Genomic DNA, 24,541 nt, shown 5'->3' on the forward strand with positions numbered 1-24,541 from the left:
GAGACCGCGTGATCGAACCCAACAGGCAGGCAGGAGAGGCCGGCTATAGGCTGGTCGGGTGACGTCCGGTTTTGCTCGCAACGACGTCGATACGTCGGGTGAGGGTCTCCGACGACGAGACTCACCCGCACGGTCAAGCACCTCATGGGCGGCCTACGAGTCCGCCCGCGCGAGCCGCACCCCGCCTGTCAGGTGCGACACCAAGGCCCCGGCCCTGGGCGCATGAGGACGTCGTGTGACGTCCGGCGCACCGCGGTCGGGCCGCGGAAACTCATCACAGGACCGCCCCGCAAGGGGAGCATCATGCGCGCGAACTCCGTCAAGATCCGCCGTGTGGCCGCCGCGCTGTTCGCCGTGCCCATCCTCGCGCTGGCCGGAGCGACTGCCGCGAGCGCAGCACCTGCGACCGCGTCGGCTGCACCGACCGCGCCCGCACAGCACTGCGGCTGGTACCACAACCACTACTACCACTGCTGCTGCCACGACTGATACCGAGACCTCGGCTGGTGCGGGCAAAACCTCGCGTGCGAGGCCGCAGCTGTCCCCTGGCCGTGGGTCAGGCGCCGTGGCGAAGCGGCCATGAGGTGTCGAAACTCGTCGAAAGGTGGTGCCGCTTTCACGCACAGGGCCAGACTCCTTGCCCCGTCTCTGCGTGCCACCACCGGCCCGTTCGCTGCCTCGCTGATCGTCATGCCGCTGCCGGGCCGGGCCAAGCTGGACTCCGGCGCCACCACAGGGGCAACCAGAACCTGCTGCGCGTCTACCTGGCCGCTGCCGTCCTGGTCGACCTGCTCGCCGACACCCTGTTCGGCCTTGTGGCTCGACCCGGTCGTCGCACGCCGGAGTCCGGGGCCGTCGTCGACGGCCCCGGGCCGCCTGCCGTGCCGGCCGCGCTCGCGGGCGGATGCCAGAACTCGCCGGCCGACCGTCGTGATGAGCCCGAGCTCGGCCGGCGCTGAGGCGAAGGAAACTGCCCGAGGGACGTGATCGCGGTGTTGGGCGGTCAGGCGATCGGCTGGATGTGGGTGTGGCTGGCACTGGTGGGGGTCGGTTTGCTGATCATCGGCTACGCCACGGTGAACCTGGCGCGTGGCGGCCGGAAGCCTTCCCCGACCGGGGCAGGGGCCGGGTTGGCGGCCCGACGGATCCTCGATGAGCGGTACGCACTCGGGGAGATCAACGAGCAGGAGTACCTGCAGCGCAGGAGTATGTTGCCGTGAGCGGAGAGCCGATCAGCCGCCGCCGGGCGCTGGGTCTGCTCGGGTTGGGTACGGCCGGCGTGGCGGCCGGCGCGGCGGGCTGGGCCACCGGCCTGGGCGCCCCGCCCAGCAGCCGGCTGAAGCCGGCCGCCCAGGGCCAGGGGCTGGCCGAGCCGCGGGTGCTGGCCAGCCGTGACGGGCTGCTGGACGTGCGGCTCGTCGCCGCCCCAGGCGTACGGCTGGCGGGGCGGGACACCACGGGGTGGGGGTTCAACGGCACCTCACCGGGACCGACGTTGCGGGTGCGGCCCGGGGACCTGCTGCGGGTGCGTCTGGTCAACCACATCGACCAGCCGACCAACCTGCACACCCACGGCATGCACGTGTCCCCGTCGGGCAACAGCGACAACCCGTTCATCACCATCGAGCCCGGCGACAGCTTCGACTACGCCATAAGGATTCCGGCCAGGCATCCGGCGGGCACCTTCTGGTACCACCCGCACCACCACGGCACCGTCGCCGATCAGATCTTCGCCGGCCTGGTCGGGGCGCTGCTGGTCGACGGAGTCGGGGGTAAGGCGGACCTGCCAGTCGACGGCGACCGGCTGCTGCTGGTCACCGACACCACCCTGGACGGAGCCGGCCGGGTCGCCTCGCCCACCAGGATGGCCAGGATGATGGGCCGCGAGGGCGAGCTGGTGCTGGTCAACGGCCAGCACCAGCCCGTCATCACCGCCGCACCCGGGTCGGTGCAGCGGTGGCGGGTCATCAACGGCTGCGTCTCCCGGGTGCTGGCGCTACGGCTGGACAGCCACCGGCTCACCCAGCTCGCCCTGGACGGGGCGCTCCTGCCCGCACCGGTCGACCGGGACCAGGTGGTGCTGGCCCCCGGCAACCGCGCCGACCTGCTCGTGCGCCCCACCGGCAGCGGCCAGTACGCATTGGTCAGCGACCCCTACGACCGGGGCAGTCTCGGCATGATGGGCGGCATGATGGACGGTGGCCCGTCCGCCAGTGGTCCGGTCACCCTGGTCACCCTGGCCACCGCCGGCCCGGCCACAACGTCGCCATCGGTGCCCGCGACGCTGTCGGCCCCGGCTGTCCCGCAGGGCCCGGTGACCAGGCAGCGTCGGCTCACCTTCGCCATGGGTATGGGTCGGATGGGCATGGGTGGGATGGGTTTCACCATCGACGAGCGTACCTTCGACCCGGACCGTGACGACCAGAACGTCGCCCTTGGCACGGTCGAGGAGTGGACCGTGGTCAACACCAGCCCCATGGATCACCCGTTCCACCTGCACGCCTGGCCCTTCCACGTGCTGGCGGGCAGCACCGGTATGCCACCGGCCGGCGTGCTGCAGGACGTCGTGCTCGTCCCCGCGCGGGGATGGGTGCGCCTGCGGATCCCGTTCAGCGACTTCGCCGGGCGCAGCGTATTTCACTGCCACATCCTCGACCATGAGGATCTGGGCATGATGGCCACCGTGAACGTGCGCGGCTAGCTACCGGCCGGTGACGTCGAGTCCGGTGTACATACCGGCCACGTAGTGGCCGGGGATGTCGCAGACCAGCTCGTAGCCGGCGCCTTTCGTGCATCACGCCGCCACCTTCGGCCGCTCGACCAGGAGGCCGCGTTCGAAGCGGGCTCCGGCGCGGACGAGGGCGACGAACTGGGGCGCATTCACGGCTCGCCACCGCTGCTGTGCGGACTCGACGAGCTTGAAGACCATGGCCAAGGCAGCGGCCGGGCTGCCGGCGCCCCGGGTGACCTTGGTCCGCAGGCGGACAGTGGCAAAGGTCGACTCGATCGGGTTGGTCGTCCGCAGGTGGATCCAGTGCTCGGCGGGGAAGTCGTAGAACGCCAGCAGCTCGTCGACGTCGTCGGTGATCTTCTTGACCGCCTTGGGGAACTTCGCACCGTAGGTCTGGGCGAACCCGGCGACGGCCTTGAGCGCATGGTCGCGGTCCTCGGCGTTGTAGATCTCCTGCAGGGCGTTCCCATAGCTACGCTCTGCTCAGGGGTTGGGGCCAGCACTCCGTTCTCGGTCATGAGTGCATGGAACTGCTGCTGCTCGTACGGGACCCCGAGCGAGCAGTCCTGCGATGTGCCAGTGCACGTGGGCGTTGCCTTGCTGGCTTCCCAGGGACAGTAGATACGTCCGCTCCGGCGCGAAGACCTCCTCCACGGCCAAAGCCACCCTACGTACAACGAGCATGAGAGCGCGGAACGCGGCCTGGTCCAGGTCTCGGACCACGTGCTCGATGTGCGCTTTCGGCGCCACCAGCACCTTGCCTGGCACGGTAGGCCACCGGTCCAAGAAGGCCACATGGGCCTCATCCTCGCAGACCAGCTCATGCTGATAGTCCAGATACGCACAGACGAGACAGGGACCGGTACGGGCCCTGGCGGCATAAGCACCAAGATCCATTGCTTCCCGCTCCACCGAATCACCACCTCTTGAGTACGGCACTGGCCGCGGTTGGACCTGTCGTCACAACGGCTTGTCGTCCCTCGGGAGCCTGGCGCTGATCGCCGTGTCGAGTTCTGCCATGGTGCGGCGGAAGGCCGCTTCCAGATCGATGTCGTAGCGGTGGGCCAGGATGAGCACCGACCACAGGCAGTCCGCGAGCTCGTGCTCCAGCGCCGTCCGCCCACCCGGCATCTCCCGGGCGCCTGCTTCGGCCATCACCAGCTTGGCCAGATCTCCGACATCTCCTACGAAGCCGAGCATGAACTCCTCTTGTGTCCACACCCGGCCCCGCTCCTGCAAATTCAGCTCGTCGTACAGATCATGTATGCGCATCGCCTGCTGCAGCAGGCCTTCGAGGCTCACCACAAGGCCCCTCCTGATCTGGGTCGAGACGAACATGATCCCCAAGCGGCGCCGAGAAGCTGAGCGCCGAATCGGCCAACTGAAGCACTCATTGGCCTACTGTCACGCTCAGTCACACTGAGGGTGACAGTAGTCAAGCGGCGTCCATGAGACTATTTTCGAACACATGACCGAATGACGCGACACAGAGGAGCTACCACTCCCAATGTCGGTGAGGACTCCGAGCCTGCGTGAGGTCTTGACCAATCGCACGGGCCTGTGGCTGTGGCTGCAATAGGACGGTCAGCGTGAGCGGACGGAACTGCTCGAAATCCGGGATCTTCCGGACGGGCGCCGGGCTCTGCTCACGATCGTGAATACGCGCCGCCCCGGCATCCGGAGAGCATGGGTCGCATGGGATCCGGACCGCATGCGCCTCGCGAACGACTGGCCGCAAGCGTCAGCCCCGGCCGGAGCCGAGCCACATGAGGGGGACACACAGGGGCACGGCCGCGACATGATCGACTGCTTCACCGGCGACCACACACTCATCCGTCCGCCCCGCGATGTGGAAGTGCGCGTCGGAGGCCGCTGGCATCGAAGCCTACTGAAGTGCCGGTTCAACGGGCGAACTAAGGACCGGGCCGTGGTCACAGTCTGCGTACCCTTCTGGGAGCCGAAGTGGGGGGCCATGATCGAGTACAAGCGGATGTACCGCTGGGATCCCGTGGCGATCAGACCCGTCGATGCCGACCAGCCCAAACACCCCTAGACTCGAACATGTGAGCGATGGATTGTCTCGTCTTGAGTTGCTGCACTTCGCGCGTCGCGTGATCGTGCAGCAAGCGCAGGCGAGTCTTGCGCAGCTGGATCGGTGGATCGCGGTCGAGGAGCGGCGAGAGGCCGAACGCCAGCGCGGTGACGAGCGGCGTCTGCCTCCGCCCGAGTGGCTGTTGGAGCGAGGGATCGGCGCCGGGAGCCCGCCCGCGCGGGTTCACCAGGGCGGGTGTGCCGTGGCGAACGGTGCCCGGGTCAAGCCGATCATTGAGGACCAGGCGCGGAGGGCGCTGTACGAGCATGTCGAAGCCTGCCCGTTCTGCAATCCGGACACGGCGCTCCAGGTCATTCCGGAGTAGGCCCTCCACCCGGGAGGGCCGAGTAGACCGACGGGCGCGCGGCCATTCATGGGCGGAGGCTGATCACGTGGAGTTCCCCGTGCAGGTCGCGCTGGCTGAGCTGGTTCCCGTGCTGCCGGCCACGCCGGGCTGGTGGTACGAGATCAAGTTATGGACAGGGTTTGAATCTGTCCGCTGTCCATGACGTTCCCTGATTAAGTCTGGTGCTGAGTGCCCCAGCGGGCGTCATCATGGAGCAGTGGCTCAGTGGCTGCGCCGGGGAGGGAACGATGGACCGGGAAGTCGTTCATGTGGAGCTGCGTTAGGCCAGCGCAACGTTCCACCAGCTTCTGGACTCGGCGGCCGTTGACGACATGGGCCGCCGGAGCGATGGAACCCGTTGGACCAACGAGCAGTTGCTGTACCACATGCTTTTCGGCTACATCGTCGTGCTGGCGCTGCTGCCCCTGGTGCGCCTGTTCGGCCGTCTTCCGCCGGGCGTGAGCCGTACTTGGGTGCGTTTGCTCAATGCCTCGACAGGCCCGTTCGATGTGATCAACTACTGGGGGGCCGCGGGCGGTGCCCGGGTGTTCGGCCACCGCCGTATGGGCGCGAAGTTCGATCGCACCATCACGCCCTGTCCCGCCGGCTGGAGGCCGAGCCGGAGGCACAGTGGGGCGGACGATGCACTTTCCGGTGCGGTGGGATCCGTTCTTTTAAGGACGCGATGATTCTCGAAGACGTCTACCGCTACCCGACCCAGCACTTCGACTTCCACTGTGCTCAGCTCACCAGGGCACGCCCACCTGACCCGTACCGTGAGTCGCGACCCTGTACGGCCGCCCGCAGGCGCGCGGCCGTGCAGGGCGTGCGTCAGCTCTGGTAGCCGCAGCCGGACGCCGCCTTGGCTTCGGTGACGTGGATGCCGTCGGGGAAGCGGACCAGATGGCGCCTGTGAGGGGCCCCTTGGTCCTGTAGCGGCGGGATGTGGCCGGGCTGAAGCTGGGAAGTGGCAGCGGTGGTACGTCTGGGCTTGGGAGGCACGATGAGCGGTCTGGTGGTCGTCGGTGTGGACGGGTCGGCGTCGAGTCTTGCCGCTGTCGAGACGGCGGCTCGGGAGGCACGGCTGCGTGGGGCAGGGCTTCGGGTGGTGCATGCGTTCTTGTGGCCGGCGATGCATGTGCCGTTGGGTCCGTCGCCGCTGGGTCCGCCGGAGGGCGGGGTCCGGAACATGGTGGAGCGTCTGGTGGCGGAGGCCGTTGAGCGTGCGCGGGAGACGGCACCGGACGTGGACGTCGGTAATGCCGTGGTCACCGGTGAGCCGCTGACGGTCCTGGAGGCGCAGTCGCGTGCGGCCGAGTTGGTCGTGGTCGGTTCCCGGGGCATGGGTGGGTTCGTCGGGCTGCTGGTCGGATCGACGGCGGTGCATCTGGCGGCGCACGGCCGGTGCCCGGTACTGGTGGTGCACGAGCAGACGAGTGCGGACGGTCCGATCGTGGTGGGTGTGGACGGTTCGGATCTGGGCGAGCGGGCGGTGGAGTTCGCCTTCGCCGAGGCGGCGCTGCGCAAGGGACCCCTGGTGGCGGTGCATGCCTGGACCACGTGGAACGCGCCGATGCCGGCGCCGCAGGATGCGCCCGAGCCGTACGCGAACCCGCCGGGCGCGCTGTCCGGGGAGGAGGAGCGGCTGCTGTCCGAGGCGCTGGCCGGCCATCGGGAGCGGTATCCGGATGTCGCGGTGGAGGACAGGGTGGTGCACGGCGGGACGCGGGAGGCGCTGATCGAGGCGAGCCGGTCCGCGCAGCTGGTGGTGGTCGGTGCGCGGGGGCGTGGTGGGTTCGTCGGCCTTCTGTTGGGGTCGGTCAGCCAGGCTCTGCTGCATCACGCGCACTGCCCGGTCGTTGTGGTGCGGGGAGCGGGCGAGGACCACTGACGGCTGCGGGCGCCGTGCGGGAGCTGCGGGGCGGGTGGGAGTGAAGCGGGTCAGGACGGGGCCGCACACGGCGAGGAGCAGCACGTAGGTGGTGACCAGGGCCCCGAAATGCTGGTCTGCGGTACCGGCGAGGCCGACGATGACGACGGAGAACTCGCCGCGGGCGATCAGCGCGGTCCCGGCCCGCAGCCGGCCGCGGTGGCCCGCTCCCTCGCGGCGGGCCGCGCACCAGCCGGAGGCCAGCTTCGTCGACGCGGTGACCACGGCCAGTGCTGTGGCGGCGGGCAGCATGGACATCAGGTCGCCGGGGGGGCGACGGCCAGGCCCAGGGCCAGGAAGAACACGGCGGCGAACAGGTCGCGCAGCGGGCTGAGCGCGGCCCGGGCCCGATCGGCGGCGGTTCCGGTCAGTGCGAGCCCGATGAGGAAGGCGCCGACGGCGGCAGACACGTGGATGGTTTCGGCGAGTGCGGCGACGACGAGGGTGATGCCGAGGACCCGCAGGAGTACCTGTTCGGGCTCGGGGTGGGTGAGGATCCGGCCGACGTGGTGGCTCCAGCGGGCGGAGGCGGCGATCGTGGCGGCGACGGCCGCAGTGGCTGCCAGGACGGCGAGCAGCGCCTGCCACCAGGTGCCGCCGGAGGTGATGACGGCGAGCAGGGGCAGGTATGCGGCCATGGCGAAGTCCTCCATCACCAGGACGGACAGCACCGCCGGGGTCTCCCGGTTGCCCAGGCGGCGCAGGTCGCCGAGCAGGCGGGCGATGATGCCGGAGGAGGAGACGTAGGTGGCGCCGGCCAGTGCCAGCCCGGCCAGCAGGTACAGCGGCACGGGCGAGAGGGCGTAGCGCCGTGCGAGGGTGCCGAGCACGCTCAGCCCGGTCAGGATGGCCCCCAGTTCCAGCAGCAGGGCGATGGGGGTGTGCACCGCTCAGCCCTGGATGATGCGCTGGACGTCGGCGATGCCGTCGCGGGTGCCGATGACCACGAGGGCGTCTCCGGCCTGCAGCAATTGGCCGGGACCGGGCGAGGCGACGACGTCCTCGCCGCGGACGACGGCCACGATCGAGGCGCCGGTGCGGGTGCGGGCCCGGGTGTCGCCCAGGGCGCGGTCGGCGAACGGGCTGCCGTGACGCACTTCGACCTGTCCGGCGCTCAGGCCGGGCACTTCGCGGGTCAGGTCGGCGAAGCGTTCCGCGATGCGCGGGGCGCCGAGGATCTCGGCGAGGGTGTCGGCCTCTTGACTGGTGAGCCGGAAGACCGGACGGGCCTCGTCGGGGTCGTCGCCGCGATACACAACCACCTCGAAGTCCCCCGAACGCTGGGCGACGACCCCGATCCGGTCGCCTTCGTGGTTGACGAACTCGTACCGCAGCCCCACGCCCGGCAGCAGCACCTCGTTGACGTCCACATGCATCACCCCGGCAGCCACTGCGGTCGGAACCTGTGCGCACCCCGTGGCGCGGCCCGCTATACCAGATATTCGGCAGATGCCGACGGGTACTCGAGGACCGGCATCGCCTTGATCCGTCTCGGTTGATGCCAGTGTCCTGACCGCTCGGGCGCCTCGGCAGGGCCGAGCGGCCCCTCAGGCGACCTGATGGCCCCTGGCCCCGAAGGCGGAACGAGCCGAGGCTGGGAAACGAAGCGGCTGCTCGCCGACGGCGCTGCGGGACGGGAGTGCGCAATGAGTGATCCGGTGATCGTCGGGGTGGACGGTTCCGTCTCCAGCCTTGACGCGGTCGATGTGGCGACCCGTGAGGCGCAACTGCGTGGGGTGCCCCTACGGGTAGTGCACGCCTTCGGCCATGCGCCCGGACACCTGCCGGTCGGTGCACCGCCGTGGAGCCCTGCCGACCACGGCCTGGAGCCGATGGTGCACGGGGTGCTGGCGCGCGCCGAGGAACGGGCGCACGCGGCAGCGCCGGACATTGAGATCACGCGGTCGGTGGTGGCCGGTGAGCCGCTGGAAGTGCTGGAGATCGAGTCGCGCGCGGCGGCGCTGGCGGTGGTCGGCAGTCGGGGCCTTTCCGGCTTCGCCGGGCTGCTGCTGGGCTCGACAGCGGTGCAGCTGGCCGCCCACGGCCACTGCCCGCTGATGGTGGTGCGCGGCCGCCCCGATCCCGCCGGTGCGGTGGTGCTGGCCGTGGACGGCTCCGAGGCCGGGCAGGCGGCGGTGGAGTTCGCGTTCGCCGAGGCCGCACTGCGCAGGGCGCCCCTGGTGGCGCTGCATGTGTGGAACACCTGGAGCGAACGCGCCTACGAAGGCCCCGGCGACCCCCTGACCGCCGTAGTGGTGGACGCCGAGCATCTTCGTCAGGCAGAGCAGGACCTTCTGGCCGATGCAGTGGCCCCTCTCGAAGAGGTCTTTCCGCAGGTGGCGGTGGAACGGCGCCTAGTGCGTTCCCGGATCCGTCCCGCTCTCATCGACGCGAGCCGGTCCGCGCAGCTGGTCGTGACCGGGGCGAGGGGCCGTGGCGGCTTCACGGGCCTGCTGCTCGGCTCGGTCAGCCAGGCCCTGCTGCACCACGCCCACTGCCCCGTCACCGTCGTCCGAGGCAAGGAGTGACCATGTCCCCGCAGCCCTCCACCACCGCCGGGCCCGAGGCGCCACCCAGTCGGACGGAACCGGTGACGGATGCCTACCGGCGGGAGGTCGCAGAGCTGGCGGGTCTGCTCGCCGTGGAGTTGGCCACTGGCCTGACCACGGCGGACGCTGAGCAGCGGGTCGCTTCCTGGGGGGCCAATGAACTGGCCGAACCTGCCCGCCGGCCGCAGTGGCTGCGTCTGCTGGACCAGTTCCGCAACTGGCTGATCGGCATCTTGCTTGCCGCCGCCGTCGTCGCCGGAATCATCGGCGACGTCAAGGACGCCATCGTCATCACCCTCGTCCTGTTCATCAACGCCACCCTCGGCTTCCTGCAGGAACGCCGCGCCGAGCGCAGCCTGGAAGCCCTGCGCCAGATGCTGGTGCCAACCGCCCTCATACGCCGCGACGGCCAGGTCCAGGTGGTGCCCGCCCGCACCCTGGTGCCCGGCGACGTCGTCCTGCTGGAAGCCGGCGACCGCATCCCGGCCGACGGGCGTCTGGTAGTCGCCGAGTCGGCCGAGGCCGCCGAGGCCACGCTGACCGGTGAGTCCCACACCGTGGCCAAGACGACCGCACCCACGACGGCCGAGGGCGACGAGCCCGTGCCCGTCGCCGAACGCACTGGCATGCTGTTCATGAACACCGCGCTCACCCGCGGCCGCGCCGAGATGATCGTCACCGCCACCGGGATGCGCACCGAGGTCGGCGGCATCGCCGAGGCGCTGCGCACCGGCCAGGAGCCTCCGAGCCCGCTGCAGGTCCAGATGGACAGCCTGGGCCGGCGCCTGGCCCTGGTCAGCGGTATCGCCGTCGCCGCCTACGCGCTCGTCGCCCTCATCCGCGGCGAGGACCTGGCCGACCTGGCGCTGCGCGCGGTTGCCCTGGCCGTCGCGGCGATCCCCGAGGGACTGCCCGCTGTCCTCGCCCTCACGCTGGCCCTGGGCGTGCACCGGATGGCCCGCCGCGGCGCCATCATCAAACGCCTGGCCTCCGTCGAGGCCCTCGGCTCCGCGACCGTGGTGTGCAGCGACAAGACCGGCACCCTGACCCTGAACGAGATGACCACCCGCGCCCTGTGGACCACCGGACACCGGTATGAGGTGACCGGCGAGGGTTACGACGCTGCCGGTACCGTACGCCCCGTCGGCGAGGGGGCCGCGCCTGCGGACCTGCGCGAGGCGGTGCTGCCGTTCGCGCTGTGCAACGACGCCCGCCTCGCCCCCGACGGCCAGGGCATCATCGGCGACCCCACCGAAGCCGCCCTCCTCGTACTCGCCGCCAAGACCGGCCTCGACACCGAAACCCTGCGCACCCGCACACCGCGCACCGGCGAGATCCCCTTCGACCCGGCCGCCAAGTACATGGCCACCTTCCACCCGGAAGCTGGCGGCGGTGTCCGCGTCCACGTCAAGGGAGCCGTCGACGTCCTGCTGGACCGCTGCAGCCACATCCTGACCGACCACGGCCCCGCCCCGCTCACCGCGGAGCGCCGCCGGGAGGTCACCGGTGCCGTCCGGTACCTGGGCGGTCAGGGCCTGCGCGTCCTCGGCGCCGCCACCACGGTCACGGACCGGCCGCACCCGGACGAGGTGCGGGGGCTGACCCTGACGGCGATCGCCGGGATTGCCGACCCGCCCCGCCCCCAGGCCCGCGACGCGGTCACCCTGGCCCAGGCCGCCGGCGTCACCGTCAAGATGATCACCGGGGACCATGCCGACACCGCCGCGGCCATCGCCCGCGAACTCGGCATCACCGGTGACGTCGTCACCGGCACCGATCTGGCCCGGATGAGCGAGAGTAACCTCGCCGAACGCATCGAGGACATCGGTGTATTCGCCCGCGTCGCCCCCGAACATAAAGTGACCATCGTGCGCGCCCTGTCCGAGCGCGGCCACATCGTGGCCATGACCGGCGACGGAGTCAACGACGCCGCCGCCCTGCGCGCCGCCCACATCGGCGTCGCCATGGGCATCACCGGCACCGACGTCGCCAAGGAAGCCGCCGACATGGTCCTGACCGACGACGACTTCTCCACCATCGTCCGCGCCGTCCGTGAGGGACGCTCCATCTACGACAACATCGTCACCTTCGTTCGCTTCCAGCTGTCCACCAACATCGGCGCCATCCTCACCCTGCTCGCCACCGTGCTGGCCGGGCTGCCCGCGCCCATGTCCGCGATCCAGCTGCTGTGGGTCAACATCATCATGGACGGCCCGCCCGCCATGGCCCTGGGCATCGACCCGCCCCGAGAGAACGTGATGCACCGCCCGCCCCGCCCGCCCGACGAACGCATCCTGAACACCCGCCGCCTGACCGTCATCACCCGCGCCGGCGCGGTCATGGCCACCGGCACCGTGGCCGTCTTCGCCGCCGCCCGTCACCTCACCGATACGACGACCGCCGCCACCATGGCCTTCACCACCTTCGTCCTCTTCCAGCTGTGCAACGCCCTGGCCGCCCGCAGCGAGGACGAACCTGTCCTCGGTCGGCACCAGCTGCACAACCGCACCCTGTGGATCTGCCTCGCCGCGGTGCTCGTCCTGCAGGTCATCGCCGTACAGGTGCCCGTGGCCCAGGGAGTCTTCGACACCGTCGCCCTCAGCGCGGCCCAGTGGGCGATCTGCCTCGCCACCGCATCCACTGTGGTAGTGGCTGAACACCTCTGGCGCACTGCCCGGACCTGGCTGACGCCCTCCCAGCCCGCATGATCAGGCGCCCCGCCCTCTTTCCGGTGCAGGCCCGGCCGCCCTGTGCGGTTACACTGGCCAGCAGCGAAGGGGAGTAGTCCCGCAACACCGGCAGGTCGACACACTGGACGTCCACGGACATCCCGGCCCCCGGGCCCCCGCACCACACGGTGTGAAGGCGGACCGTCGGAGGCGGCTCGTAGAAGCCGTCGGGAACGGCCGCCGCACGGCCACAGCCCGCGCGCGGCGCCTCCTTGCTCACGCGGCCACCGCCGACCGCTCAAGCCAGCCCTCCTCGCTGAAGCCCGGCGGCTCCCACGCCCCCTCTGGCACCAGCTCCAGCCGGGCCTGCTGCGGTACAGCGCCATGCGCGTCTACTGATCGACGCTGCCGTGGACGGGAAGCTGGACCAGGCGCCACACCGGAAGCCGTGACTTCCGGACACGTCAGACCGAAGTCAGATCCGGCCGTGGACCAAACGCCCGCCGACAGCGCGGATGGGAGATCGGCCACCCCGCAGCATCCTCGACGGTTCGCACTGTGCGGTTGGCCTTGTCGGTGTCCTGATGGGCGGTCCAGCCGCAGTCGAGGCCGTCGAAGACCTCGACCATCGTGACGCCTGCCTGGCGGGTCCGGTTAAGGGTGCCGGCGTTGTAGGCGACGGCCGACTTGGCGAGGGTAGCGGCCTCAGCCCAGGCGCGGACCGGGACGCGAGCGCCGTTGCGGTAGACGACGTGGGTCAGCTTGTGCTCGGCGGTAAGTCTGGCCGCCAAATTCTGTGCGGCCTGCATCGCCGTCATGTTGCCCGCAGCCAGCAGCGCAACCTCTCGGCGGGCTGCCTCGCGGGCCGCCCGATAGAACTGGTTGGCCATTCGCTCGGCTTCCTGGGAGCGGCGCAGGAAGTCGGCGTAGGAGTCGGCCGCGAGCGACTGTAGGGCGTCGCGGTGAGAGGTGGTCCAGGTGAAGGTCACGTCGAGGGCTTCGGCGGCGGATTGAGCGCCAGCAGCGTACAGGTGAGGTAACTGCCGCTGGACGAACTGCTGCGCCTCTTGGTCTACACGTTGGCGGAAGGCACGGATCGCTTGCTTGAACTCCTCCAGCGTCGCCACGGTGTGCGGCGTCCTCGGGTTGTCGGCGAACTGGGACAGGACGGCACGCTGTTGGGCGGCGAGCCGCTGCCAGGCGTCTTCGAGTACGGCCGCGACGCGACGCGCGATCTTGACCGGGTCTCCGGCCACCAGCGGTGGCCACTCGTACGGCATGGCGGTCTACCGGCCCCGGCGAGCGCGCAGCAGTGGCGCGGTCACGAGGTCAGTGCTTTCCTCTCCTGCGGACAGTTCGTCCGGCGCGACCAGGTCCACGAGCGCCGCAATCTGGCGTTCGAGCCCTGCGAGGTTGTTGCTCTGGTCGATGGTGACCACGCCGTCCACTGTCATGCGGAGCGGGTCGGCGAGCAGCTTCGCGCGTCGCTCGGCCAAGACCTCGTTTGCGACAGCGCGAGCGGAGGTCAGCCGCGCATAGCGTGTGTCGAGGTCGGAGGTGTCAGTGGTGGGGCCGAGCTGAGCCAGCAGCCAGGCGCGTACAGCGACTTCCACGAGATCCTCCTGTCGTACGGGGCGAGGCTCGGTACTGTGGCGGTGCCGAGCCTCACTGGTGATGTACCGCTACCTACCCGCCTGCGCCAGCCGTCTTCGCGGCGCGTCGTCTCGGGGTCTTAGCCGGCTCCGGCTCCGGCTCCGGCTCCGGCTCCGGCTCCGGCTCCGGCTCCGGCTCCGGCTCCGGCTCCGGCTCCGAGGAAGGATCCGCCACGCTTGGCGTCTCTCCCGCCACACCGTCCGCGCCGATCGGGGTCGGGGTGTCCTCCTCTGGAGAGGGAGCCTCCCCTGACCACGCGGCCGGGTTCGGGATGAGCAGTGCGAGCCGCTCGGGAACCTCTTCCCCCGCTTCTAGTCGGATCGGGCCCTGCTCGGGGTCTCGTACGAACACCGTGCGCGCCAACTTCGCCATGGCCAGCTCCCTTTAGAAGACCGTCGCGGCAATGTGGATGTCCGGCACGTACAGCACGGGCATCGCAGCAGCGGCAGAGATCGTGGACAGTTGGACTGGGGTGCGCGTCTGCACATGCGTGGTGATCACGATGCCGGGGGCCTCATCGGCAGTGATGACTCCCTTGCCGCGCAGCTCGATCGCCTCGGCGGTCAGACCGTATTGCGTCTCGCCCCACTGTTCGCGGCGCGGCGGGATCATCGCCCACAGCGATTCCGGGGTCGTGCGCACCAGGTTGTCGCTGCTGTCGTACACCTGCACGTCGTAGGCGGTGACGGGCGGCAAGTTGTACTTGGCGCGGACCCGGTTGACCTCCTCCGGAGCGAGCATCCCGGTCGGGATCTGGTTCGTGGACGGCGAGTTGTGGAACGCGGCCCGGTACTCCGCCGTGGACCCGAGCAGGGACAGAGCCTTCTCCGAGCTGATGACCCGCTCCGGACGCGGGGCGCCGATGCTCTTCAGGTACTGGATCCACGCCAGCTCGTCCGTGACCGGGGTGGCCGCATCCGATTGGGACCACGGCACCGCCACCGTCGGCCGGTTGGTAGCCGGCACCCGCCAGTCCACGTCCAGGGCCACCCCGACAAAGGTACAGATGTGGCGTTTCGCGTCCCACTCGGCGTACATGCACGTGGCGAAGGAAGCGCCCGGTGTGTCACAGGCGAGCGCGTCGAGACGGCGCATCAACTCCGCCGGGGTGATGTCCAGTCCCGCCAGGGTACGGACGGCGGTACGCAGTTGGATCACGGCGACGGCCGATTCCGGACCATGGCCCATGGCGTCCCCGACGATCAAGCTGACGCGGCCTTCCGACCGCGGCAGCACGTCGAACCAGTCACCGCCGATGAGGTTGTCCTGCCCGGCGGGGAGGTAGCCGTGGGCGATGCGGCACCCCTCGAACGTCTGGTCGGTGGCGGGCAGCAGGCTTCGACGGATGGCCAGGGCCGTACGGCGTTCGCGTTCGTACCGGCGTGCGTTGTCCAGGGCCACGCAGGCTCGCGCGGCCAGCGACTCCACGGCCTCGGCGTCGCCGGGCAGGAAGGGCGCTTCGTCCGGGCCGCGCGTGCAGGCGATGAATCCGACGGCGGTACCGCGCAGATGCAGCGGGACGACGAGGAAGGAAGCGGTCCGCAGGAGGACGTCCATGCGTGCGTCGCCGCCACCGGAGGTGCTGAGCCGCGCGGAGGTATGGGCGTCGACCGTGTCGAGCAGTTGCGCCTTGAAGGTGGCGATGGCACGTGTGTAGGGCGTCCCGCGCGGAAAGACGATGACCTCGCCGACCGGCAGCAGCCCTTCCCAGTCCTCGGGCGCGTCCGTTCCGATACGCAGCGCCAGTCGGCGGGCCTCGATCTGGGGCGGTTCCGCGGAACCGTACGCGTTCTCCTCCAGCAGCCAGCGCTCCAGCAGGTAGACCGAGGCCGCGTCGCAGAATCCGGGCGTCAGTGCGTGGACGACATGGCTTCCGGTCAGGCGCAGGTCGAGTTCGGATCCGATGGCGTCGGCCGCGGGGGAAAAGGCCGGCTGAGGGCGCGAACGTGCGGTGGCGGGTTCGTCGTCCGTGTGACAATGCGCTTCGTTCCGCAGGGTTGTGCCTTTCCGATGGGGCCCGACTCAGGCAGCGCGTGGCCTGGGCGCCGTCCCGCCACACATGGTCGGCAACTATATGATGGAGCGTCAAGATCACGTATGTGAAAGGGAGTTGAGTTGGCGGACAACGAAGGTCTCCCACAGGGGATCGACCCCGACAAGGCGAGCGTTGCCCGGATGTACGACGCGATGCTCGGCGGGCAGCACAATTTCCCCATAGACCGGGAGGCGTTGGCGGCCTTCACGGCGATCGACCCCCAGGTGCGTACGCTGGCGCGGGCCAATCGCGCTTTTCTCGGGCGGGCCGTGCGCTTTCTGATAGAAGCCGGGGTGCGGCAGTTCATCGACCTCGGATCGGGCATCCCGACACAGGGAAACGTTCACGAGGTGGCACAGGCGGTCTGCCCGGAAGCCCGGGTGGTCTACGTGGACAGTGACCGGGTGGCCGTGGCCCACAGCACTGCCCTGCTCGCCCACAATCCCGGTGCTGACATCGTCGACGCCGACATCCGCCGGCCGGCCGACATCCTGTCGTCCCCGCAGGTAGGGAAACTGATCGACTTCGAGCAGCCGGTCGCGGTGCTGATGATCACGATCCTGCACTTCATCACACCCGAGGAGAACCCCGCGGGCATCGTGGCGGCGTTCCGAAACGCCCTGCCCGAGGGAAGCTGGCTGGCGCTGACGCACGCGACGAACCAGGATCGCCCGGACACGGCCGCCGCTGTCGGACAGCTGTACCGGTCCAAGGCGACATCCCCGGTCACCGCTCGCTCCCGCAGCGAGATCCGAGATCTCTTCGACGGCTTCGACCTGGTGGAGCCCGGCCTGGTCTACGTACCCCTGTGGCGCCCGGACCCGGACGACCACATCCCGGCCAACCCGTCGGAGTACTGGGTGTACGCGGGTGTCGGCCGTAAGCGTGCGTGACGAGGCGCACCGCGAACCACAGGGCTGCCAAGTCGCCCCCGAGGGCGTACGCGCGGGTAGCGGCGTACGGCGGCCTGGCGGCCGGCCACACCGAGGGTGGGCGAGGCCGGTCCCGCCGGCGCCCTTGCCGTACGGGCTGTTTCGATCGGTCCGGGTTGCTGCCTCCCGACAGCGATGGAGGCGGAGATGAGCCAACTCGCCCGGCTACGGCCTCCGTTTCGGCCGTCCCGAGCGCACTGCCCGTCGAGACGGTCGGCGTCACGGTGGGACGGGTGCGTCATGGCGGCCGTCACGCCGACACACCCCCGACGCACTCCTGTCACCGTCCGCCTGTGACCTCCGGTCCGTGGGAGAAATCCAGTCGACGTTCGGATGGTGGGGGGCGTGGGGACCGAGAACTTCGGTGACCGCCGCGGACACTTGTTGCCGGAGCGGGTCGGGAAGCGGATCTCCGTTGACGGCGCTGACCAGATCTTCGGCGAGGCAGTGGACTTTTGTGTTGGTGTGCTGGGACACCTCGACCAGAACATTCCAGGCGTCGTCGGCGCTCAGGCCGAACGAGGCCATCAGGACTCCCCGGGCCAGATCGATGACCGGCCGGGTCTGCATGGCCCGTTTGAGCTGGACGACTTCGGTGCGCAGGTCCTGCTCGGCGTCGTCGCTCAACCCATCCTCCTGGTTCGCTCTGTCGTTCTTGGCAGGATGCGGAAGTCGATTCCGGTCAGGTCGAGGTCCAGGCCGCTGATCGACCGCGTGAGCGCTTCACGCGCGGAGCGCTGCAGTTGCCGCTCGGATTCGGTGTCGGTGTCGGTGGCACCGGAGACCGCCACGGCCGACGCTTGGCACGCAGCGTCGCCTGTGGCCTGGCCTTCGCTCCCGGCCTGGAGGGAGAGTGGACGTTCGTACATGGCAGTCGCTCCTGGGGCATCCGCCTATCTCACTGCTTACAGCGTCAGCCTTCGGATCCTCACACGTCAAGAGATACAGGAACTTCCTTTCGCCCTTTTGAATGCGTGAATGCCGAGCCCTATCCTCATAGGCATGGGTGAAGTACCGCAGGGACACACCGGCTGGACCTTTCTCACCAACCACGCCCGGGTTCTGGCCGCGATCTCCAGGGATCAGGGCACCCGCATCCGCGATATCGCCGCACGGTGCAGGCTCACCGAGCGCGCCGTCCAGAAGATCATTTCCGATCTGGAGCAGGACGGCTATCTCACCCACTCCCGCCAAGGGCGCTCCAACGTCTACCATATCGAACCGGGGACCATCCTCCGGCACCCGGCCGACGCCGGGTTGACCGTCGAGGGTTTGCTGGCCCTCCTCGACCAGCACGACGCACGACACGACGGCAGGGCCGAGCGCGAGCGGCACCCGCTCGTGTTCGATCATTCCGCTCGGCGCGCAGAGGGCTGACCTGTCCGGCCGAGCCGACCGTCCTGCCCTACCGCCGAGTGCGCGACGCGCGCCGATCGTGGATCGACCACGACGAGCCCGCACACCGAAGACATGACCGCGAAGATCGCGTGGGCCGGCACGTCGGGACGGGATCGTGGCAGGGCTGGAGCCGGAGGATCCGAGCTCCGTCGGGAACTACCGGTCACCCGGACGTGCGGGCGTCAGCAGTATGGGCCGGGTCTTCCTCGGACGGTCCCCCGCCGGCCGGGCCGTCCCTCCAGGAGGCGGTCGCCGACCGGGGCCCACCGCCCCCGGCCTCGGTGCCGGCCGCCGACTATTTTCCCGGTGCCATCAAGGACGTACGGGGCTTCGATCGGGCCCTCACCTCCGCCCGCGTCGAAGTCCCGCGCCGAGCGCCACGAGGCTGGACGCGGCACCGTGGGCCCGACCGGCGACGAGGGCGGTCGACGCCCGGAGCATGACCTCAACGGGCCCCGCTTCATGGGTTGCACCACGTGCCGGGCGGACATACTGACCGGTACGGCCCCGCTTGACCAGTGCAGCAAGAGGGATGAACGTGATCACAGGTGGCTAATCTTTTCATCGCATGATGAACTCCCTCAAAGGAGGCACTCGTGACCACATCGTCGCAGCCACGGGTATCGGGTCTGGAAATCCGCTCCATCGACTACGTCCCCCTGGACGAGCGGCACGGAAAGCTCTGGCACCTGGGGCCTCTTTGGTTCATGTCCAACGCGCAGATCGCCACCCTGGCCGTAGGGCTGATCAGCATCACCGAGGGCGGCAACCTCGTCTGGTCGCTGATCGCGATCGCGGCGGGCACCATCCTCGGCACGTTCTTCATGGCCTTCCACTCGGCACAGGGCCCGCAGCTGGGACTGCCGCAGATGATCCAGTCACGGCCGCAGTTCGGCTACGTCGGGGCCCTGCTCGTATGGCTGTTCGCCTATGTGCAGTACGCGGGGTTCAACGTCTTCAACACGATCCTGGCCGGCGAGGCCCTGCACACCACCTTGCACGGCGGCGTCAAGCTGTGGGTCGTCGTGGTCACACTCATCGGGTTCGTCATCGCGCTGGTGGGCTACGACGTCATCCACCGCGCCGAACGAGTGCTCACCTACACCTTCCTGGTCATCTTCGGGATCTTCACCGTGGGCATCCTGCTCACCCTGCACTATCCCCCGGGCTCCTTCGACCTCGACGGCTTCCAGTGGACCCCGTTCCTCGCGCAGTTCGGCGTGGTCGCCGGCTACCAGATCAGCTGGGCCATCTACGTCTCGGACTACTCCCGCTACCTCCCGCCGGACGTGACCGTCCGCAAGACCTTCTACTGGACGTACTTCGGGTCGGCGCTCGGCGGCATCTGGCTGATGTGTCTCGGCGCTCTGCTCGCCGCGTGGGCGGGCAAGGACTTCGAGACCATCCGCTCGATCAACGCGGCGGGCGACAAGGTGTTCAGCGGCTTCGGCGCGATCGTCCTGCTGTTCTCCGCCCTGGGTCTGATCTCGGTGACCGCCCTGAACATGTACGGCGGGTCCCTCACCCTCATCAGCGCGATCGACTCGTTCAAGAGAGTGCGGCCGACCGTCGCCGTACGAGTCGTGACGATCGGCCTCACCGCGGCGCTCTCCATCGCGGGGGCTCTGGCCTCCACCGCCCACTTCCTCGAGAACTTCAACAACTTCCTGTTGGTGGTCCTCTACCTGTTCATTCCGTGGACCTCTGTCAACCTCATGGACTACTACGTGGTACGCCGCGGCCACTACGCGGTCGCCGAGATCTTCAACCCGCACGGCATCTACGGCCGCTGGGGCTGGCACGGCATCATCTCCTACCTGGTGGGCTTCGCCGTCATGGTGCCGTTCTTCTCCGTCGGCACGCTCTACGTCGGGCCCGCCGCCCGTGCGCTCGGCGGTGCGGACATCGCCTTGTTCATCGGACTGCCCGTCTCCGCGGTGCTCTACTGGCTGCTCACCCGGTCGATCGATGTCGATGCCGAGGCCCGGCTGGCCGAGGAGGAGATCGTGGCGCTGGAATCGGCGTCCCACGAGCACCGGGAGCCATGACCTTCCCTTGGGCGCCCGAAGCAACGGCCCATCGGCGCCCGGAGCAATGGACCGGATCGCCGCGAGCGACGTCGCGACCAGGCCCCGCGCCCACTCGCCGGACGCGGGCTCAGGACTGAAGATCGCATGCCGGTCGGTCGTGCAGGCGCTGCCGGACCAAGACGGTCGACGGCAAGGCGACAGCACTGTCGGTGCGCAGAACACCCTCGTCACTGACGTACGAGGGGCCGGTCATCGGCGGGGCGTCGGCCTCGAAGTAGAAGAGGCGGGGCGCAGGCCAGGTCAGCGGTCGGCGATGTCCTCGCGGAGGCCGTCGGAGAATTCCCACCAAGACAAGGGAAGCCAGTCGCCGTTGACGAAGGCGTCGACGGTAGCGCCTCGGCCGCGGACCGTCACGGTCGTTCCCGGCGGGTACGTGGTGCCGGACAAACCTGGTACGGGGACAAGCAGGGTTCCCAGTCGCTGTGCTGACATCTTTCGTCCTACCTCTCCATTGCATTTCTCTGCACGGCACCGGGCAGTTATTCACATCGACATTACCGGCTTGTCCGATCGTGCAGGACGGAGAATCATGAGAGATGGGTCACGCGGAGAATGCGGGCGGGGGCGTGGACAGCAGATACATACGTCACCGAGCGGAGGAGGCAACCGTGAAGGCCGTCGTTTACAAGGGGCCGTTCAGCGTTGCGGTCGAAGATGTTGAAAAGCCCAGCATTCAGCATCCGAACGATGTGATCGTACGGGTCACCTCGACCGCGATATGCGGATCCGATCTGCACATGTACGAGGGCCGTACCGCCGCCGAGCCGGGCATCGTCTTCGGCCACGAGAACATGGGGATCATCGAGGAACTCGGCCAGGGCGTCACCTCACTCAAGGAGGGCGACCGCGTGGTCATGCCCTTCAATGTCGCCTGTGGGTTCTGCATGAACTGCGTCGAGGGATTCACCGGATACTGTCTGACCGTCAATCCCGGTTTCGCGGGCGGCGCGTACGGATACGTCGCCATGGGCCCCTGGAAGGGCGGCCAGGCCGAATATCTGCGCGTTCCCTACGCCGACTTCAACTGCCTGAAGCTGCCGCCGGGAAACGAGCACGAGAGTGATTTCATATTGCTCGCCGACATCTTCCCCACCGGATACCACGGCTGTGAACTCGCCCAGGTCCGCCCGGGCGAGAGCGTCGCGGTGTACGGCGGAGGGCCTGTCGGACTCATGGCCGCCTACTCGGCTCTGATGCGCGGCGCGAAGCAGGTCTTCGTCGTGGACCGAGTGCCCGAACGGCTGCAGAAGGCCGAGGAGATAGGCGCGGTTCCGATCAACTTCTCCGAGGGCAACCCGATCGAACAGATCAAGGACCAGACGGACGGCATCGGCACGGACAAGGGCATTGACGCCGTCGGCTATCAGGCGACAGGACATGGCACGGACCGCGAGGAACCGGCGACCGTCCTCAACTCGCTCGTCGGCACGGTTCGAGCCACCGGAGCGCTCGGCGTGCCCGGCCTCTATGTGCCCTCCGACCCCGGCGGCCCGGACGAGCAGGCCAAGCAGGGCATGCTCCTCGTCTCGATCGGCAAGCTCTTCGAGAAGGGCCTGCGGATGGGGACGGGACAGTGCAACGTGAAGCGCTACAACCGGTACCTGCGCGACATGATCATCGAGGGCAGGGCGAAGCCCAGTTTCGTCGTCTCCCACGAACTGCCCCTGGATCAGGCGCCGTCGGGCTACGACAAGTTCGACAAGCGGATCGAGGGCTACACGAAGGTGATACTGCACCCGTAGCCCTGCGGATCGCGCCCTCCGGACACTCCCACTCGCCGACTGTCGCGATGTGATGGCCCGTCAGATGTGCGGGAACTCCCCCGCGAACGGGGGACGTCGGCGGACGGTGTGTCCGCGGGCCCTGGCCCCGCCACTCCCCCTGCGCGAGGTCCCTGTCGACGACGGGAGCCAAGGCGGTGAACCCCTCGCGCAGCGGACGACGGCGGGCCCCGGCGGAACAGCATCCGCCGGGGCCCGCCGCCCAGGTACGTACGACCGGTGACCGGTGTCAGTCCGTGCCGGACTCCATCGCGGCACGGTCCAGCATCGTCTCCTCGTCCGTGGCCTCACCACGCGAGGCGATCACCTCGGCGCCACCCTCGTCCATGGCGCCGATCAGACCGGTCGCGGCCGCCTGCGCGGCGCCGATCGGCGTCGGGTGGTCGCTGCCGACCAGGCCCAGGCCCGCGTACTGCTCGAGACGGGCACGGGAGTCGGCGATGTCCAGGTTCCGCATGGTGAGCTGGCCGATGCGGTCCACCGGGCCGAACGCCGAGTCCTCGGTCCGCTCCATGGAGAGCTTGTCCGGGTGGTAACTGAGCGCCGGGCCCCGGGTGTCGAGGACCGAGTAGTCCTCGCCGCGCCGCAGCCGCAGCGTCACCTCGCCGGTGATCGCCGCGCCGACCCAGCGCTGCAGCGACTCACGCACCATCAGCGCCTGCGGGTCCAGCCAGCGGCCCTCGTAGAGCAGCCGGCCCAGCCGTCGGCCCTCGTTGTGGTACGCGGCCACGGTGTCCTCGTTGTGGATCGCGTTGACCAGACGCTCGTAGACGATGTGCAGCAGCGCCATGCCCGGCGCCTCGTAGATGCCGCGGCTCTTGGCCTCGATGATCCGGTTCTCGATCTGGTCGGACATGCCCAGGCCGTGGCGGCCGCCGATCGCGTTGGCCTCCATGACGAGGTCGACCGGGGAGCCGAACTCCTTGCCGTTGATGGTGACCGGACGGCCCTGGTCGAAGCTGACCGTCACGTCCTCCGCGGCGATCTCCACCGACGGGTCCCAGAACCGCACGCCCATGATCGGCTCGACCGTCTCGATGCCCGTGTCGAGGTGCTCCAGGGTCTTGGCCTCGTGCGTGGCGCCCCAGATGTTGGCGTCCGTGGAGTACGCCTTCTCCGTCGAGTCCCGGTACGGCAGCCCGTGCGCGAGCAGCCACTCCGACATCTCCTTGCGGCCGCCGAGCTCCGTGACGAATTCCGCGTCCAGCCACGGCTTGTAGATCCGCAGGTGCGGGTTGGCGAGCAGCCCGTACCGGTAGAACCGCTCGATGTCGTTGCCCTTGAACGTGGAGCCGTCGCCCCAGATCTGCACCCCGTCCTCGAGCATGGCCCGCACCAGCAGGGTGCCGGTCACGGCACGCCCCAGCGGTGTGGTGTTGAAGTACGGGCGCCCGCCCGACCTGATGTGGAACGCGCCGCATGCGAGCGCCGCCAGCCCTTCCTCGACCAGCGCGGCACGGCAGTCGACGAGCCTGGTGATCTCGGCGCCGTACGCGGTGGCACGGCCGGGCACGGACGCGATGTCGGGCTCGTCGTACTGGCCGATGTCGGCGGTGTACGTGCACGGGACAGCGCCCTTGTCACGCATCCAGGCGACGGCGACCGACGTGTCGAGCCCGCCGGAGAAGGCGATGCCGACGCGCTCGCCGGTGGGGAGGGAAGTGAGGACCTTGGACATGGCAAAACTATGCAACATTCAGCATGATCATGCAAGCCAACCGCCGCAGCGCCGTCGACTTCGCGGCATACGCGCGCATTTTTGTGACCCAGGACACACAAAAAACGATGTCGTTTCGATAGCCCCGTAGCTACGCTGGGGGCATTGAGGTGAACGAAACCGTTTCGTTCACGGGGAGCGTGGTGGCGGACACCCAACCCACGTGGTCAGGCTCTTCGAGTCGAAGACCCAATAGTCGCTCGCACTCGTTGACGAGCTCTTGGAGCTCGTATACGTGAGGCCGATACCGGTCCGCCCGCCCCGTCCTTGACGCTTTTCACGACGCGCACGCCCGGGAGCTTCGCCACGGCACGGTAGCGGGACCTTCTGGTGGTCGCCCCCGGTGACACCTGCGGCAGGGGTGTCGCCCTTGCCGTACTGCGCGCTGTCGACCACCACCACGCCCAGGCCCACGACGGCGGCCAGTGCCAGCGGCGCCGCGACGAGAGCGAGGCGCCGCCCGGGCGGCTCCAGGACAGTCTCAAGACGACCACTCCGCCTGAACTGCGGCCCCCTGCTGGAGCTCTGTGCCGCCTCCCCGCGTCGCGTCGCATGGAAGGACGACGACGAGCTGTGCAGCCTTCTCGACGAGCCGATGCCCTCCTCACGCAGCGCACC

26 protein-coding genes and 1 pseudogene are annotated in these 24,541 nt (G+C 69.1%); 14 read left to right on the top strand and 13 right to left on the bottom strand.

What is annotated here, in order from left to right; translation table 11 throughout:
* Nucleotides 1-303 precede the first annotated feature (303 nt).
* The 3 genes from OG819_RS36435 (at nt 304) to OG819_RS36445 (ending at nt 2,701) form a co-directional block, all read left to right on the top strand.
* Entirely contained in the window at nt 304-489 is a 186-nt protein-coding gene (locus OG819_RS36435) for a hypothetical protein (RefSeq protein WP_266653383.1), read from the top strand.
* A 494-nt stretch (nt 490-983) separates the two neighbouring features.
* On the top strand, nt 984-1,220 hold the full coding sequence (locus OG819_RS36440) for an SHOCT domain-containing protein (RefSeq protein WP_266653385.1): 237 nt from the start codon (nt 984-986) through the stop codon (nt 1,218-1,220).
* Nucleotides 1,217-2,701: a multicopper oxidase family protein gene (locus OG819_RS36445; RefSeq protein ID WP_266653387.1), complete on the top strand. Its 1,485-nt coding sequence runs from the start codon at nt 1,217-1,219 to the stop codon at nt 2,699-2,701. Before OG819_RS36440 ends, OG819_RS36445 begins: the two co-directional genes overlap by 4 nt.
* A 93-nt stretch (nt 2,702-2,794) precedes the next feature.
* Here the strand turns inward: OG819_RS36445 and OG819_RS36450 are convergent.
* The 3 genes and pseudogenes from OG819_RS36450 to OG819_RS36460 all read right to left on the bottom strand — a co-directional run.
* Nucleotides 2,795-3,193 (bottom strand): annotated as a pseudogene (locus OG819_RS36450) (transposase); the annotation flags it as partial.
* A gap of 21 nt (nt 3,194-3,214) precedes the next feature.
* Nucleotides 3,215-3,628 carry an HIT family protein gene (locus OG819_RS36455; protein WP_266635106.1) on the bottom strand — a complete coding sequence of 138 codons (414 nt, stop codon included), beginning with the start codon at nt 3,626-3,628 and terminating at the stop codon, nt 3,215-3,217.
* A gap of 63 nt (nt 3,629-3,691) precedes the next feature.
* Nucleotides 3,692-4,033 carry a MazG nucleotide pyrophosphohydrolase domain-containing protein gene (locus OG819_RS36460; RefSeq protein ID WP_266633607.1) on the bottom strand — a complete coding sequence of 114 codons (342 nt, stop codon included), beginning with the start codon at nt 4,031-4,033 and terminating at the stop codon, nt 3,692-3,694.
* Nucleotides 4,034-4,658: 625 nt separating this feature from the next.
* Between OG819_RS36460 and OG819_RS36465 the strand changes: the two genes are divergently transcribed.
* The 5 genes from OG819_RS36465 to OG819_RS36485 all read left to right on the top strand — a co-directional run bounded on the left by OG819_RS36465 (nt 4,659) and on the right by OG819_RS36485 (nt 7,060).
* Nucleotides 4,659-4,784: a hypothetical protein gene (locus tag OG819_RS36465; RefSeq protein ID WP_266633605.1), complete on the top strand. Its 126-nt coding sequence runs from the start codon at nt 4,659-4,661 to the stop codon at nt 4,782-4,784.
* A 10-nt stretch (nt 4,785-4,794) separates the two neighbouring features.
* On the top strand, nt 4,795-5,148 hold the full coding sequence (locus OG819_RS36470; protein ID WP_266653389.1) for a DUF6233 domain-containing protein: 354 nt from the start codon (nt 4,795-4,797) through the stop codon (nt 5,146-5,148).
* A gap of 353 nt (nt 5,149-5,501) precedes the next feature.
* The gene (locus OG819_RS36475) at nt 5,502-5,858 is read left to right on the top strand and encodes a hypothetical protein (protein ID WP_266653391.1); all 357 of its coding nucleotides are present in this window, start codon (nt 5,502-5,504) and stop codon (nt 5,856-5,858) included.
* Complete coding sequence (locus OG819_RS36480) at nt 5,855-6,013, top strand: hypothetical protein (RefSeq protein ID WP_266633603.1); 159 nt, start codon at nt 5,855-5,857, stop codon at nt 6,011-6,013. Before OG819_RS36475 ends, OG819_RS36480 begins: the two co-directional genes overlap by 4 nt.
* A 159-nt stretch (nt 6,014-6,172) precedes the next feature.
* Nucleotides 6,173-7,060, top strand: coding sequence for a universal stress protein (locus OG819_RS36485; protein WP_266653393.1), 888 nt, complete (start codon nt 6,173-6,175; stop codon nt 7,058-7,060).
* Nucleotides 7,061-7,356: 296 nt separating this feature from the next.
* Here the strand turns inward: OG819_RS36485 and OG819_RS36490 are convergent, their stop codons facing one another.
* Together OG819_RS36490 and OG819_RS36495 are read right to left on the bottom strand one after the other, a co-directional pair.
* The gene (locus OG819_RS36490) at nt 7,357-7,986 is read right to left on the bottom strand and encodes a cation:proton antiporter (RefSeq protein WP_266653399.1); all 630 of its coding nucleotides are present in this window, start codon (nt 7,984-7,986) and stop codon (nt 7,357-7,359) included.
* A gap of 3 nt (nt 7,987-7,989) precedes the next feature.
* Nucleotides 7,990-8,469, bottom strand: coding sequence for a cation:proton antiporter regulatory subunit (locus OG819_RS36495; RefSeq protein ID WP_266653401.1), 480 nt, complete (start codon nt 8,467-8,469; stop codon nt 7,990-7,992).
* A gap of 276 nt (nt 8,470-8,745) precedes the next feature.
* On the opposite strand from OG819_RS36495, the gene OG819_RS36500 reads away from it, so the two are divergent.
* Together OG819_RS36500 and OG819_RS36505 are read left to right on the top strand one after the other, a co-directional pair.
* Complete coding sequence (locus OG819_RS36500) at nt 8,746-9,627, top strand: universal stress protein (RefSeq protein ID WP_266633599.1); 882 nt, start codon at nt 8,746-8,748, stop codon at nt 9,625-9,627.
* A gap of 2 nt (nt 9,628-9,629) precedes the next feature.
* Nucleotides 9,630-12,356, top strand: a complete 2,727-nt coding sequence (locus OG819_RS36505; RefSeq protein WP_266653403.1) for a cation-translocating P-type ATPase — start codon at nt 9,630-9,632, stop codon at nt 12,354-12,356.
* Nucleotides 12,357-12,781: 425 nt separating this feature from the next.
* On the opposite strand, the gene OG819_RS36510 is transcribed toward OG819_RS36505, so the two are convergent.
* The 4 genes from OG819_RS36510 to OG819_RS36525 form a co-directional block, all read right to left on the bottom strand.
* Nucleotides 12,782-13,597 carry a hypothetical protein gene (locus tag OG819_RS36510; protein ID WP_266653405.1) on the bottom strand — a complete coding sequence of 272 codons (816 nt, stop codon included), beginning with the start codon at nt 13,595-13,597 and terminating at the stop codon, nt 12,782-12,784.
* A 6-nt stretch (nt 13,598-13,603) separates the two neighbouring features.
* Complete coding sequence (locus OG819_RS36515; RefSeq protein WP_266633591.1) at nt 13,604-13,930, bottom strand: hypothetical protein; 327 nt, start codon at nt 13,928-13,930, stop codon at nt 13,604-13,606.
* A gap of 73 nt (nt 13,931-14,003) precedes the next feature.
* A complete protein-coding gene (locus tag OG819_RS36520; protein WP_266653407.1) occupies nt 14,004-14,342 on the bottom strand; it encodes a hypothetical protein in 339 nt (112 codons plus the stop codon).
* A gap of 12 nt (nt 14,343-14,354) precedes the next feature.
* Nucleotides 14,355-15,527, bottom strand: a complete 1,173-nt coding sequence (locus tag OG819_RS36525) for a SpoIIE family protein phosphatase (protein WP_323139396.1) — start codon at nt 15,525-15,527, stop codon at nt 14,355-14,357.
* Nucleotides 15,528-16,085: 558 nt separating this feature from the next.
* Here OG819_RS36525 and OG819_RS36530 point away from each other — a divergent pair.
* Complete coding sequence (locus OG819_RS36530) at nt 16,086-16,898, top strand: SAM-dependent methyltransferase (RefSeq protein WP_266653409.1); 813 nt, start codon at nt 16,086-16,088, stop codon at nt 16,896-16,898.
* A gap of 258 nt (nt 16,899-17,156) precedes the next feature.
* Here OG819_RS36530 and OG819_RS36535 read toward each other — a convergent pair whose 3' ends face one another.
* On the bottom strand, nt 17,157-17,564 hold the full coding sequence (locus OG819_RS36535) for an ANTAR domain-containing protein (RefSeq protein WP_266633580.1): 408 nt from the start codon (nt 17,562-17,564) through the stop codon (nt 17,157-17,159).
* Nucleotides 17,561-17,806, bottom strand: coding sequence for a hypothetical protein (locus OG819_RS36540; RefSeq protein WP_266653411.1), 246 nt, complete (start codon nt 17,804-17,806; stop codon nt 17,561-17,563). The genes OG819_RS36535 and OG819_RS36540 overlap by 4 nt, the downstream gene beginning before the upstream one ends.
* Before the next feature lie 133 nt (nt 17,807-17,939).
* On the opposite strand from OG819_RS36540, the gene OG819_RS36545 reads away from it, so the two are divergent.
* Both OG819_RS36545 and OG819_RS36550 read left to right on the top strand, forming a co-directional pair.
* The gene (locus tag OG819_RS36545; protein ID WP_266633576.1) at nt 17,940-18,314 is read left to right on the top strand and encodes a winged helix-turn-helix domain-containing protein; all 375 of its coding nucleotides are present in this window, start codon (nt 17,940-17,942) and stop codon (nt 18,312-18,314) included.
* A 617-nt stretch (nt 18,315-18,931) separates the two neighbouring features.
* On the top strand, nt 18,932-20,383 hold the full coding sequence (locus tag OG819_RS36550; protein WP_266633574.1) for a cytosine permease: 1,452 nt from the start codon (nt 18,932-18,934) through the stop codon (nt 20,381-20,383).
* Between the two features lie 282 nt (nt 20,384-20,665).
* Here OG819_RS36550 and OG819_RS36555 read toward each other — a convergent pair whose 3' ends face one another.
* Nucleotides 20,666-20,857, bottom strand: coding sequence for a hypothetical protein (locus OG819_RS36555; RefSeq protein ID WP_030190387.1), 192 nt, complete (start codon nt 20,855-20,857; stop codon nt 20,666-20,668).
* Nucleotides 20,858-21,033: 176 nt separating this feature from the next.
* Between OG819_RS36555 and OG819_RS36560 the strand changes: the two genes are divergently transcribed.
* The gene (locus OG819_RS36560) at nt 21,034-22,167 is read left to right on the top strand and encodes a glutathione-independent formaldehyde dehydrogenase (protein ID WP_266423984.1); all 1,134 of its coding nucleotides are present in this window, start codon (nt 21,034-21,036) and stop codon (nt 22,165-22,167) included.
* A gap of 268 nt (nt 22,168-22,435) precedes the next feature.
* On the opposite strand, the gene argG is transcribed toward OG819_RS36560, so the two are convergent.
* The gene (gene argG / locus OG819_RS36565; RefSeq protein WP_266633571.1) at nt 22,436-23,884 is read right to left on the bottom strand and encodes an argininosuccinate synthase; all 1,449 of its coding nucleotides are present in this window, start codon (nt 23,882-23,884) and stop codon (nt 22,436-22,438) included.
* Nucleotides 23,885-24,541 lie beyond the last annotated feature (657 nt).

Origin of the sequence: Streptomyces sp. NBC_01549, assembly GCF_026339955.1 — a bacterium.
Classification (GTDB): domain Bacteria; phylum Actinomycetota; class Actinomycetes; order Streptomycetales; family Streptomycetaceae; genus Streptomyces.